The sequence below is a fragment of the Micromonospora rifamycinica genome (genome assembly GCF_900090265.1).
Classification (GTDB): domain Bacteria; phylum Actinomycetota; class Actinomycetes; order Mycobacteriales; family Micromonosporaceae; genus Micromonospora; species Micromonospora rifamycinica.
This window is the reverse complement of sequence record NZ_LT607752.1, coordinates 3758175-3770328: the sequence shown is the minus strand read 5'-3', so window position 1 is coordinate 3770328 and position 12154 is coordinate 3758175. Positions and strand designations below refer to the sequence as shown.

General features: G+C 73.5%; 13 protein-coding genes. 9 read left to right on the top strand and 4 right to left on the bottom strand.

Features of this window, described 5'->3' with window-relative positions; all coding sequences use genetic code 11:
• Positions 1-3 precede the first annotated feature (3 nt).
• From GA0070623_RS15370 to GA0070623_RS15335, 8 genes are all read left to right on the top strand, one after another.
• Positions 4-264, top strand: coding sequence for a hypothetical protein (locus GA0070623_RS15370; protein ID WP_067314152.1), 261 nt, complete (start codon positions 4-6; stop codon positions 262-264).
• 95 nt (positions 265-359) lie between these two features.
• Entirely contained in the window at positions 360-1955 is a 1596-nt protein-coding gene (locus GA0070623_RS15365) for an ABC transporter substrate-binding protein (protein ID WP_067314325.1), read from the top strand.
• Positions 1952-2962, top strand: a complete 1011-nt coding sequence (locus GA0070623_RS15360; protein WP_231932373.1) for an ABC transporter permease — start codon at positions 1952-1954, stop codon at positions 2960-2962. The genes GA0070623_RS15365 and GA0070623_RS15360 overlap by 4 nt, the downstream gene beginning before the upstream one ends.
• Complete coding sequence (locus GA0070623_RS15355; protein WP_089004072.1) at positions 2955-3848, top strand: ABC transporter permease; 894 nt, start codon at positions 2955-2957, stop codon at positions 3846-3848. The genes GA0070623_RS15360 and GA0070623_RS15355 overlap by 8 nt, the downstream gene beginning before the upstream one ends.
• On the top strand, positions 3845-4852 hold the full coding sequence (locus GA0070623_RS15350; protein WP_067314333.1) for an ABC transporter ATP-binding protein: 1008 nt from the start codon (positions 3845-3847) through the stop codon (positions 4850-4852). Before GA0070623_RS15355 ends, GA0070623_RS15350 begins: the two co-directional genes overlap by 4 nt.
• Entirely contained in the window at positions 4849-5586 is a 738-nt protein-coding gene (locus tag GA0070623_RS15345; protein ID WP_067314335.1) for an ABC transporter ATP-binding protein, read from the top strand. Before GA0070623_RS15350 ends, GA0070623_RS15345 begins: the two co-directional genes overlap by 4 nt.
• An 80-nt stretch (positions 5587-5666) precedes the next feature.
• Positions 5667-6200, top strand: coding sequence for a SigE family RNA polymerase sigma factor (locus GA0070623_RS15340; protein WP_067314353.1), 534 nt, complete (start codon positions 5667-5669; stop codon positions 6198-6200).
• Positions 6187-7428 (top strand): hypothetical protein, encoded by a 1242-nt coding sequence (locus GA0070623_RS15335; RefSeq protein ID WP_067314338.1) that lies wholly within the window; start codon positions 6187-6189, stop codon positions 7426-7428. The genes GA0070623_RS15340 and GA0070623_RS15335 overlap by 14 nt, the downstream gene beginning before the upstream one ends.
• A gap of 107 nt (positions 7429-7535) precedes the next feature.
• Here the strand turns inward: GA0070623_RS15335 and GA0070623_RS15330 are convergent, their stop codons facing one another.
• The 3 genes from GA0070623_RS15330 to GA0070623_RS15320 all read right to left on the bottom strand — a co-directional run bounded on the left by GA0070623_RS15330 (position 7536) and on the right by GA0070623_RS15320 (position 9481).
• Complete coding sequence (locus GA0070623_RS15330) at positions 7536-8564, bottom strand: ketoacyl-ACP synthase III family protein (protein ID WP_067314341.1); 1029 nt, start codon at positions 8562-8564, stop codon at positions 7536-7538.
• A 196-nt stretch (positions 8565-8760) separates the two neighbouring features.
• Positions 8761-8991, bottom strand: a complete 231-nt coding sequence (locus tag GA0070623_RS15325; protein ID WP_067314343.1) for a hypothetical protein — start codon at positions 8989-8991, stop codon at positions 8761-8763.
• Between the two features lie 130 nt (positions 8992-9121).
• Positions 9122-9481 (bottom strand): hypothetical protein, encoded by a 360-nt coding sequence (locus GA0070623_RS15320; RefSeq protein ID WP_067314347.1) that lies wholly within the window; start codon positions 9479-9481, stop codon positions 9122-9124.
• Between the two features lie 231 nt (positions 9482-9712).
• Here GA0070623_RS15320 and GA0070623_RS15315 point away from each other — a divergent pair, with 231 nt between their 5' ends.
• On the top strand, positions 9713-11206 hold the full coding sequence (locus GA0070623_RS15315) for an MFS transporter (RefSeq protein ID WP_067314349.1): 1494 nt from the start codon (positions 9713-9715) through the stop codon (positions 11204-11206).
• A 160-nt stretch (positions 11207-11366) separates the two neighbouring features.
• On the opposite strand, the gene GA0070623_RS15310 is transcribed toward GA0070623_RS15315, so the two are convergent.
• Positions 11367-12098 (bottom strand): response regulator transcription factor, encoded by a 732-nt coding sequence (locus GA0070623_RS15310; RefSeq protein ID WP_231932372.1) that lies wholly within the window; start codon positions 12096-12098, stop codon positions 11367-11369.
• Between the last annotated feature and the right edge of the window lie 56 nt (positions 12099-12154).

Here is a 12154-nt window from a genome sequence, read left to right as displayed (position 1 = left end):
CGCGTGACCGGCCCGGTTCCGGTCGCCGCCGATCTCGTCCAGCGCGCCGCCGGGGTCATCGCCGCACGCCGTCGCGGTGACCTCGCCGGCGCGGAGACGTTGCTGGCCTCCTTCGACTCCGAAGCGGCCCGCACCCTCGGCTTCTACCTGCTCGCCGACCTCGCCCTCGGGCTGGTCCGCGCGCACACCGGCGAGTCCCTGGACGACCTGGTACGGCAGCTCACCCTGCTCGTGGCCGACACACCCCCACCGCCCGCCCCCTGATCCACCCCACGCCGCGCGAGGCGTCCCCGCGAACACCGCCGCCCCGGCGGCGCACGCCGGGGCGGCCCGCACCGTGCCATCCCCAGGAGTACGTCATGGTCGAGCCCCGGTCCCTACGTGTGTCGGCGGTGATCGGCGTCGCGTTGCTCCTGGCCGCCGGCTGCTCGTCCGCGGTGCCGTCACCGGCCGGCACGGGCGGCGGCGCGACGATCGTGGTGGCCACCGCGGGCGAGCCCGACACCCTCAACCCGGTGCTGAACTACGGCCCCGACGGCGCGTCGCTGATCTTCGACGGGCTGGTCGCCCGGGACGCCCGCAACGCGCTGACGCCGGCCCTGGCACGGGAACTGCCGCAGGTGTCGGCGGACGGCCGGACCGTGACGGCGAAGCTGCGCGAGGGGGTGCTGTTCCACGACGGCAGCCCGTTCACCGCGCAGGACGTGGTCTTCACCTACCAGGCGGTGCTGGACCCGAAGGTCGACTCGACGCTCCGCTCGGACCTCGACATGCTCGCCTCCGTCAGCGCCCCCGACCCGGCCACCGTGGTGTTCACGCTGAAGCACCCGTACGCGCCGTTCCTGCAACGGCTGGCGCTGGGCGTCGTCCCGGCGAAGGCGTTCGCCGGGCAGGACGTCAACAAGGCGGAGTTCAACCGTAAGCCGATCGGCACCGGCCCGTACCGGATGACGTCGTGGACGCCGGGGGACCGGCTCGTGCTGGCGGCGAACGACCGGTACTGGGGTGGCAGGCCGGCGAACCCGGGCGTGGTGGTGGCGTTCGTCGCCGACGACAACGTCCGCGCGCAACGGATGCGGGCCGGCGAGTTCGACGCGGCCGAACTGCCGCCGAAGCTGGCCACCGGTTTCGACGGCCAGGCCGGTCAGCAGGTGCACAAGGTCCCCACCGCCGACTACCGGGGCGTGATGCTGCCCATGGGCAACCCGGTCCTGGGTGACCTGGCGGTCCGTCGGGCACTGCACGCGGCGGTGGACCGGCAGGCCATGGTGACCGGGGTCCTCGGCGGGGCGGGGGAGCCGGCGTTCGGCCCGGTACCGCCCACCTCCGAGTTCGCCGAGCCGTCGGTCGCCGGGCGACCCACCGCCGACCCGGCCGCCGCCACCGCGCTCCTCGACGCCGCCGGCTGGACGCCCGGCCCGGACGGCATCCGCGCCAAAGCCGGGCGGCAGGCCGCGTTCACCCTGATGTACCCGGCCACCGACAGCCTGCGCAAGGAACTGGCCCTGGCGGTCACCGCCGACGCCAGGAAGATCGGTATCGCGGTCAACCCACAGGGCCTCACCTGGGACGCGATCACCCCCCGGATGAGGACCGACGCGCTGATCATGGGGTACGGCACCCCGTACGACCCGGATTTCGTCTCCTACAAGCTGTTCGGCTCGGCCTTCGCCGGGCAGGGCTTCTTCAACCCCGGCTCCTACCGGTCCGCCACCGTCGACGCCGCGTTGCAGGCCGGCCGGGACAGCGCGGACCCGGCCGCCCGTCGGGCCGCCTACGCCACCTTCCAGAAGCAGCTCGCCACGGACGTGCCGTGGGTGTTCCTCACCTACCTGCAACACACCTACGTGGTGCGGGACGCCGTGGCGGGGGTGACGCCCCGGGTCGAGCCGCACGAGCACGACGTCGCCAACAGCCTCTGGTGGAACGTGCACACCTGGACGAAGACATCGTGACGACGACACCTCCGCCGGTCCGCCGTCGGCGGCTGGCGGGGGCCGGGGTCATGATCCGCCGTCGGCTGCTGGTGGCCGTGCCCGTGCTCGCCGCGACCAGCATGGGCATGTTCGCCCTCGGCGCGGCCTCCCCGATCGACCCGGCCCAGCAGTACGCGGGCGCGGCGGCCTTCACCACCAGCGAGGAGAACCTCGCGCAGCTCCGCGCCAACTGGGGTGTCGACGATCCGGTGCCGGTGCAGTACGCCCGCTGGGTCGGCAACCTGCTGCGCGGCGACCTCGGCTGGTCCACCAGCCGGCACGAGCCGGTCACCTCGGTGCTGGCCGCCCGCGCCGGTTGGACGCTGCTGCTCGTCGGCCTGGCCCTCGCCCTGGTCCTGGTGGCCAGCGTGCTGCTGGGCACCCTCGCCGCGTACCGGCGCGGTGGCGTCTTCGACCGTGCCCTGCGGTCCGTCGCGTACGCCGTGCAGTCGATGCCGGTGTTCTGGATCGGGCTGGCCGCGATCGCCGTGTTCGCCCTCACCCTGGGCTGGCTGCCCGCCGGCGGGCTCACCGACATCACCGCGACCGGCACCGACCCGGCGGACGTGGCCCGGCACCTGGTGCTGCCGGTGACCGTGCTGGCGATCTCCCAGGCCCCGTGGTTCGTGCTGTTCGTCCGGGACGCCGTCGCCGAGAGCCTGCGCGACGACCACGTGCTGGCCGCCCGTGCCCGGGGGCTGCCCGGCCGTACCGTCCTGTTCGGTCACGCGTTGCGGACCGCGCTGCTGCCCTTCCTCACCCTGGTCGGCACGCACCTGCCCGAACTCGTCGGCGGCGCGGTGCTGGTGGAGACCGTCTTCTCGCTGCCCGGCCTCGGCGCGGTCACCGTGCAGGCCGCGCTGGGCGCGGACTTCCCGCTGCTGGCCGCCACCACCCTGGCCACCACCGTCGTGGTGCTGGCCGCGAACCTGGCCACCGATCTCGGCTACGCCGCCGCCGACCCCCGGGTACGCCTCGATGACTGACCTCGCCCCGCCACCGACCACCACCCCGGCACGGCCGCCTCGCCGGCCGTCGGCGCTGCTGCGGGCAGGCCGTCCCGGCGTGCTGCTGGCCGTGGTGGTGCTCGTCGGCGCGGTCGCCGCCGGCCTGCTCGCCCCGGTCCTCTGGCCGCTCGACCAGAGCGCTGTCGACCTGGGCCGGATCCGGCTCGCCCCCTCCGCCGAGCACCCGGCCGGCACCGACGACCTCGGCCGCGACGTGGCGCTGCGCAGCCTCTACGGACTGCGCGTCTCGCTGCTCGTCGGGGTGGTCGCGGCCCTGGTCGCCACCGTCATCGGCGGCCTCGTCGGCGCGGTCGCCGGCAGTGTCGGCGGCCGGGTCGACCGGGCGCTGATGCGGGTCGTCGACACCATCGCCGCGCTGCCACACCTGCTGCTGGGCATCTTCATCGTGGCGATGCTGCGCCCCAGCCTCGGCGCGGTGATCGCCTCCATCGCGCTGACACACTGGCTGTCGACCGCCCGCATCGTCCGCGCCGAACTGCTCAGCCTGCGGAGCCGCCCGTTCGTCGAGGCCGCGATCTCCGGCGGCGCGGGCCGCGCCCGGGTGCTCACCCGGCACCTGCTGCCGCACGTGCTCCCGCGTCTCGCGCTGGCCACCACGCTGATGGTGCCGCACGTCGTCTGGCACGAGACCGCGCTGTCCTTCCTCGGCCTGGGCCTGCCACCGCACCTCGCCTCCATCGGTAACATGATCAACGACGGTCAGCGTTCCCTGCTCACCGGCGCCTGGTGGGCCAGCATCGTGCCCGGCCTCGCCCTGGTCGCCGTGACCCTCGCCCTCGCCGTGCTCACCGGTCGCTGGCGGGACCGCCTCGACCCCCGGGTACGAGCGGAGCTGCAGCTGTGACCACGAGCGCCCCCACCAGCCTCCCCGCCGGCACCGGTCGGCGGCCCGCCCTGCTGTCGGTCGACGGGCTGACCGTCCGCTTCCGGCTCCCCGGTGCCGTCGTGCACGCCGTCACCGACCTGAGCCTCGACCTGCACCCTGGCGAACTGCTGGCCGTGGTCGGCGAGTCGGGCTGCGGCAAGTCCGTCCTCGCACACGCCCTGCTGGGGCTGCTGCCCCGCAACGCCACCGTCACCGGGCAGGCCCGCCTGCACCCGGCGGCGGGCGAACCGGTCGACCTGATCACGGCGGGGGAACGGCACCTCGCCCGACAGGTACGGGGTCGGGCCGTCGGTCTCGTCCCGCAGAGCCCGGCCACCGCCCTCACCCCCGTGCGTACCGGCCGGCGGCTGCTGGAGGAGACCCTGCGCGCCCACGGCCACCCCCGCCGGGCCGCCGCCGACGCCGCCGAACGGGCCGCCGTCGACGTCGGTCTGCACCCGGCCGACCTCGACCGCTATCCCCACGAACTGTCCGGCGGGATGGCCCAGCGGCTGGCCACCGCCCTCGCGTTGGCCCCCGACCCGCCGCTGCTGCTCGCCGACGAACCCACCACCGGCCTGGACCGGCCGCTGGTCGACCACACCCTGGACCTGCTGCGCCGCCGCTGTGACACCGGGGCCGCCGTGCTGCTCATCACCCACGACCTCGCCGCCGCCCGCCGGGTCGCCGACACCGTGGCCGTGATGTACGCCAGCCGCATCGTCGAACACCGGCCCACCCCGGCGCTGTTCGGGCAGCCCGGCCACCCGTACAGCGCCGGGCTGCTCGACGCCCTGCCCGAGCGGGCCTTCACGCCCGTGCCCGGCCACCCGCCGATGCTCACCGACCTGCCCGCCGGCTGCCCCTTCGCCCCGCGCTGCCCCCGGGCCACCGACTCCTGCCACACCCGGCCCCGGCTCGCCGACGACGGCGTGGGGCGACTCGCCTGTCACCACCCGCTGACCCCGGGCGCACCGACATGACGAGCACGGTCGACGACCCGACGGGCACCGCCGGCCCCGGGGGCGTCGCGTCCCCCGGCCTCGCCGCGCACCAGGTCACCGTCCGCTACGGCCGGCACCGGGTACTGGACCGCGTCGACCTGCACGTCGCCCCCGGCGAGACGGTCGGGCTGCGCGGGCCGTCCGGCAGTGGGAAGTCCACCCTGGCCCGGGTCCTCGCCCTCCTGCACGCCCCGGACGGCGGCCGGGTCACCCTCGACGGGCGGCCCGTCGGGGGCGTCCGGTACCGGGTGCCGGCCGCCGTGCGGACCCGCGTCGCGATCCTGTTCCAGAGCCCCCGGGCCGCCAGCGACCCCCGGTTGAGCCTGGCCGACCTCATCGCCGCGCCGCTGCGCGCCGTCGGCACCCCGACCGCGCAGGCGACTGCCCGTACGGCCGAGCTGGCCGACCTCGTGGGGCTCACCCCGGACCTGCTGACCCGGCGCCCGCACGCGGTCAGCGACGGGCAACTGCAACGCGCCTGCCTGGCCCGTGCGCTCGCCCACCGGCCCGACCACCTGCTCTGCGACGAGGCCACCGCCATGCTCGACGCCTCCACGCAGGCCCACGTCGCCGCCGTCGTGACCGACTACCAACGCCGGCACTCCGCCGGCGTGCTGCTGATCACGCACGACCCGGCCCTGCTGGCCCGTTGGGCGACCCGGGTGGTGGATCTTCCGGGGCCGCCGGCCGCACTGGATCATCGCGCAAAGTGAGCGCATAACTACTTTTCCGAGCCGTGCAACTCGTCGGGCCGGTGGCTCCGTTCTACCTCCGGCACGAGGAGGCGGTCGACGTGAAAGCCGAAGACGAGCAGGCATTCCGCGAGTTCGTGACGGCGCAGATGCCGTCGCTGCGCAAGCTGGCGTACGTGACCTGCGGTGACTGGCACGCGGCGGAGGACGCCGTGGCCAATGCGCTGGTCAAGCTCTACCCCCGCTGGCGGCGGCTGGAGCGGCCCGATCTCTATGTCAAGACCATGGTCTACCGGGCCGCGATCGACGAGACCCGCCGGCCCTGGCGACGCGAGCGCTCGGCCGGTGACGCCATGCCGGACGTCGCGCTGCGGGATCCGGCCGGCGCGACCGACGAGCGGATGCGCCTGCGGGCGGCGCTCGACACCGTGCCGGCACGGCAGCGGGCCGCCGTCGTGCTCCGGCACTACCTGGGTCTGAGCCTGGAGGACACCGCGGGCGTCCTCAACTGCACGGTGGGCACGGCCAAGAGCCAGGCCTCCCGTGGACTGGCGAAGCTGCGCGAGGCGCTCGCCCGCGAACACATCAATCTCACCGGGAAGCCGATGGAGGAGTGGGTCAATGCAGTTGCATGAAGTGGTGGACGTCGTGACGGCCGAGGAGCCGCCGATGACCCGTACCGCCGATGACATCGTCGCGGCCGGGCGGCGGGCCGAGCGGCGTCGCCGGGCCGGCTTCGCCTCGGCCGGCGTGGCCGGTCTCGTCGTGGTCGCGGTCGCCGGGGCGTTCACCCTGCCGACCCTGGGCGCCGAGCGCGGCACCACGGCCGCGCCCGCCCCGGCCGGCGCGACGACGACCGGCTCCACCGAGGCCAGGTGGCCGCAGGCCGAGCCGTTCAGCTTCACCTTCCGGGGGTACGACGCCGGCACGCTGCACGTGCAGAACCCGATCGTCACGTCCACCGGCTACCAGATCGCCTCCGTCTACTCCGACGGGCACACCTCGAACGACAGGCCGGTCACGGCGGAGGAGATCGAGGCGGGGGGCGATTCCGTCGAGCAGAAGAAGCGGGCCGCCGGGGGGAAGCCCACCCTGTGGGCGTACCTGACCGTCTACCGGCCGGGCGTCTTCGACCCCGCCGGGATCCGCAACGCCCAGAAGGTGACGGTGGCCGGGCACCGGGCCGTGCAGGCGAACCTGCCGGTCGGCCTCGACCCGGGCAAGCCGATCGCCGCGGGCAACAAGCTGTTCGCCTGGGAGTACGCCCCCGACGCCTGGGCCGCCGTCACGTCGGTCTCCAGCGACCCGGCGACGCCGAGCTTCCAGGACCTCGGTGGCCTGGTCGGCGGGCTGAAGCCCAGCCGGCCGACGCCGGCCCTGCTGCCGTTCCGGGTGGGCTACCTGCCGAACGGCTACCGGCCGTTGCAGACCGGTACGCACGCGATGCCGGGGCTGAGCGGCATCGCCGCGGCCCGCGCCGGTGACCACGGCGGCGCGACGTTCACCCGGCCGGCCGCGCCCACCTCGGGGCTGACCGCGCCGTACGACGCGGTCGAGGGCGGCATCAAGGACGGGTTCCACATCTTCGTCACGCCGAGCGGCAGCTCCAACCAGTCGCCGGAGCCCGGTGTGACGAAGTGCCACCCCGGCCCCGACCGGCAGGTTCCGGGCGGCGACGCCGCAGGTGGCGGCTTCTGCAACGTCTGGAGCGCCGACGGCACCGTCGTCGTCCAGGTCAGCGGCGTGGGCCTCGGCAACCGGCTGCCGCTGACCGAACTGGAGCGGATCGCCCGGGGGATCACTGTCGCCGACGTCCGGGACGAGTCGACCTGGACGCCGGCGGCGCAGGCCCTGCGGCCGTGACGACCACCGCTCGGCGGTAGCCCGCCGGGGGCGGGTGCGGCCCGCCAGCGACGACAGCGGCACGGCGCGTCTGCGCCGTGCCGCTGTCGTGGTGTCCGGCCCCCGGTTCAGACGATCTCGAGTACCGCGGCGGTCCACATGAAGCCGATGCCCGCGCCGATGGTGACCAGCCGGTCGCCGGACTTCAGGCGACCGGTCTCGTAGAGGTGGTTGATCCCGGCGAACTGGTCGCAGTTTCCCATGTGGGCGTAGTCCAGGCCCCACTCGTACGTGGTGGTGGCCGGATCGAGGTCGAGCGTCTTGTAGAAGCTCCACTCGGCGATCGGGCGGATGAGCGTCGCGTGGACGAACCACTGCGCGTCCTTGAGGGTCATCCCGGCCTCGTCGAGGAGCTGTTCGAGTACCCCGGCGACCTTCTGGCCGACCAGCCCCACGGCGTCGTCGTAGGCGTCCTCGTTCTTCATCAGCCAGTCGTCCTTGCGGGCGGTCAGGTTGACCGGCTTCCCGTCGTCGAACGGCGTCCGCGACCACGGCTCGGGACCGCGGTAGAGCGGCTCCAGGCTCGGCTCGGTGGCGCTGACCGTGCTGACCACCCGGGCGAACCCGCCGCGCTTGGAGAGCACGGCGGCAGCGGCCCCGTCGCCGAAGACGGTCTGGTCGTCGCTGGTCCACCGGTCGATGAACGGCAGGTGGAAGGCGTCACCCGAGGTGATCAACGCGGCGGTGGCCGACGGGCGGGCGGTCAGGTGCGCGGCGGCGAGTTCGATGCCGCCGAGGAGGCCGTTGCTGCCCTGGCGGATCTCCATGGTGACCGACGCGCCGTTGGCGCCCACGGTCTCCTGCTGCACGTAGTGTGCCGGGCTCCAGAACTCCCGGCCCTGGTGCCCCACGTAGGCGTGCAGCACGGCGTCGACGTCCTCGGGCCGGTGCTCCGACCGTGCCAGGGCCTGCCGGCCGGCCGAGGCCGCCATCACCGGACCGGACTCGTCGGGTCCGGCCACCCGGACAGCGCGGATGCCGTTGGTCACCGCGGCGGTCGCGTCGTAGACGCCGTCGGCGACGGCCTGCTCGGCGGTGTACACGTCCTCCGGCAGGTGCACCCCGAGTCCGGCCAGGTAGATGTTGTCCCAACGCACAGCGCCTCCTTGTGGTCGCACCATTTGCTCCGAGCATGGCCGTCCGGACTCGACCGGCCCTTGAGCGGCGGCCGTCGGCCCGCCGCCGACCGTGGTCGCGGTGGGGCGCACCTGTCGGCGGGGCCGGTGTGGTCGCGATGGGTGTGCCCGGGGCGGCGGGCACGGGGGCCGGGTCGGTGTGGCGGGGCGGGCCGGGTCAGCGGATCCGGCCCCGGCCGGGCGGCCGGCGGGCCGCCCGGCGGGGAGGCGACGCCAGTGAGCCGTACCGGAGCAGGCAGGGCTGCGGTCGGGCCGACCGTGCCCGGGGGACCGCGCGCACCGTCAGGGGTACCGGGGAGGCCGCTTCGCCCACGCTGACCAGTCCGCGGGCGATCCCGCCGACGAACCGTCGGATCATGCTGCCCAGGGTGGACCACAGCCGTGCCATGCGGTGAGGCTGCCCCAGCGCGCTGCACCGGCGCTGGAGCGCTTCGCCCAAGCGACACTCCAGGCGGGTACGGCACGGTGGGGTCCGTGCCGTACCCGCCCGGAGTGGCCGTCCGGACCGGGCGGGCGGGTCAGCGCAGCAGGCTCAGCACGAGCACGACCGCCGCCAGCGTGAAGAACAGGGGGAAGTCCGGGGGCAGGATGCCGCCGAGGTGCCGGTGGAAGCGCAGGACCAGCATCATGCCGAAGAAGGCCAGGGCGTACGCGGCACCGGCCGCGGCGGCCCACGGGTGCCACCACCCGGCGACGAGCGCCGCCGCCGCGGCGGCGTCGAGCATCCCGATGAGCAGGACCAGCCAGCGCTCCGGCCGGAAACCGAAGTGCCGGGTCAGCGGGTCGATGCCGGCCTCCATGCCGATGAACATGGCCAGCCCGTGCAGGACGAACTCCATGACGAGGATGGCGGAACAGACAGCGGCGATGATCCGCAACGTGGTCTCCTAGGCGGCTGTCGGGTCGGTCGGCCGTCCACGGCTCTGATCGACATCTGTCAACCCGCTGTGCCGGGCGTCCTCCGTGTGCCCGGCAAGATCAGGGTGTCTGAATTAGATCAGTGGCACGGGAAAAAATCAATGCTCTTGACAAAGAGCAGTGCTCACTGAATGATCAGTTCCGATACCGCCGCATGACATATCCGTCTGGGCAGGGCGAAAGGAAGCGCCATGAGCGAGCAAGTCCAGGTCGCGGCCGGGCGGGAGTCGGCGTTGCACCGCCGCCGCTGGCTGATCATGTCCGTGGTGTCGGTCGGTCAGCTGATGATCGCGCTCGACACCACGGTCGCCAGCGTGATGGGCCCGCAACTGCAGAAGGATCTCGGGCTCTCCGCCACCGGCCTGCAATGGGTCTTCAACAACTACATCGTGCTGTTCGGCGGCCTGTTGCTGCTCGGCGGCCGACTCAACGACGTCATCGGACGCCGCCGGATGTTCATCGGCGGGCTGGTGCTCTTCGCGGCCGGTTCGCTGCTGGCCGCGATGGCGAACACCGACACGCAGATCATGGCCGCCCGCGCGATCCAGGGCGTCGCCGCGGCCGGTCTCTCGCCGGCCTGCCTGTCCATCCTGGTCGTCGCCTTCCGCGATCCCGCCGAGCGGACCAAGGCGTTCGGTGTCTGGGGTGCGGTCATCGGGGTCGGCGCGGGCCTCGGCACGCTGCTCGGCGGAGCCATCGTCGACGTCAACTGGCGGCTCGCGTTCTACATCAACCTGCCGATCGCCGTGGTGCTGCTGTTCGCCGCGTTCGCCCTCATCCCCGGTGGTGCGCCGAACGGGCCGCGCCCCAAGGCCGACGTGCTCGGCGGCCTGACCGGCACGCTCGGTCTCGGCGCGCTGGTCTTCGCCATCGTGAGCGTCAACGACCACGGGTGGACCGGCCCGCGCACCGTGGTGTCGTTCCTGGTCGCGGCAGTGATGCTGCCGGCGTTCGTGATGATCGAGATGCGGGCGGAGGCGCCGCTGCTGCCGCTGCGGCTGTTCCGCCTGCGCGGGGTGGTCGCCGGGAGCCTCGGCGAGCTGTTCACCGCCGGCATCATGATCCCGTGCTTCATGCTGCTGCCGATCTACATGCAGAGCGTCCTGGGCTACACGCCGATGGAGACCGGGCTGGCCTACCTGCCGACCACGCTCGCCATGATGATCGTCGCGGGTCCGCTGTCCAAGGCGATCCCGAAGATCGGTGCCCGGGTGCCGTACGTCATCGGCGCCGTCCTGCTGGCCGGCATGCTGGTCCTGCTGCTGCGGACGCCGGTCGACGGGTCGTACTGGTCGGTGCTGTTCCCGATCACCACGCTGCTCGGGGTCGGCCTGGTGCTCTGCCTCATCCCGACCCCGACGGTCGGCACCTCCGAGGCGACCGAGGAGGACGCCGGCACCACCTCGGCCGTGCTCAACGTCTCCACCCAGGTCGGCGGCGCGCTCGGCCTGGCGGTCGCGGCCACCGTGCTCCAGAACCGCATCACCGAGTACGCCGCGGACGGCCGGGTCGGTCCGGAGGCGCTCAACGACGCGCTCCAGGCGGGCATCGCGACCCTCTTCGTCTGGGTCGGGCTGAGCCTGCTCACCGGCATCATCGGCTTCCGTGGGCTGCCGCCGCGGGCGACGGCGGACGCCGCGCCGGGCGCGGACACCGGTAGCCGTTCGGTCAAGGTCGCCAGCTGACCGACGGCAGGCGACGGACGGCGGCCCGGCCAATGGTCGGGCCGCCGCTGGTCGCCCGGCCGATGGTCGGGCCGCCGCTGGTCGCCCGGCCGATGGTCGGGCCGCCGCTGGTCGCCCGGCCGATGGTCGGGCCGCCGCTCGTCGCCCACCGCGTCGCGGCTCAGATCCAGCCGGCGTCGCGGGCGATGCGTACCGCGTCGACCCGGGTGCGGGCGCTGAGTTTCGACGTGATCGACGTGAGGTTGTTGCGGATAGTGCCGATCGACAGGTGCAGCATCGAGGCGATCTCGCCGGCCGAGTGGCCGTGCGCGGTCTGGGTGAGGATCTCCGCCTCGCGGGGTGACAGCGGGCTGAAGTCGCGTTCGTTCAGCGCCGCGAGGGCGATCTGCGAGTCGACCACCCGGCGTCCCGCCGCCACCTCGCGGACGGCCGCCGCCAGGCTGGTCGGCGGTGATCCCTTGAGGATGAAGCCGGTCACCCCGGCCTCGATGCTGCGCTCCAGCATGCCGGGCCGCCCGATGCCGGTCAGGATGAGGGTGCGACAGGTCGGCACCCGGTGGTGCAACTGGCGGGCCGCGCTCAGCCCGTCGAGGCCGGGCAGATTCACGTCGATGATGGCCACCTGGGGAAGGTGGGTGAGCGCCGCCGACAGGATCTTGTCGCCCCGCGACAATTCGACGACGACCTGGAAATCCGGCTGCAACTCCAGGAGGGCGACGAGCGCGCCCCGAATCATGTGGACGTCCTCGGCCAGCAATATCTTCAACCGCGACGATGACAACATCGCACCCTTTCTGTCATCGACCCTGGCGGGACCGAACAGCCTCGTCGATGAGCGGAACGAAGGCGATGCGAAGACGGGCCTGGCACCCGGCCCGGCCCGCTCGCACACGTTCTGATATCTATTGGTGTCAGTACACTACGCCCGGATCGCCCGTCGGTGGCCCT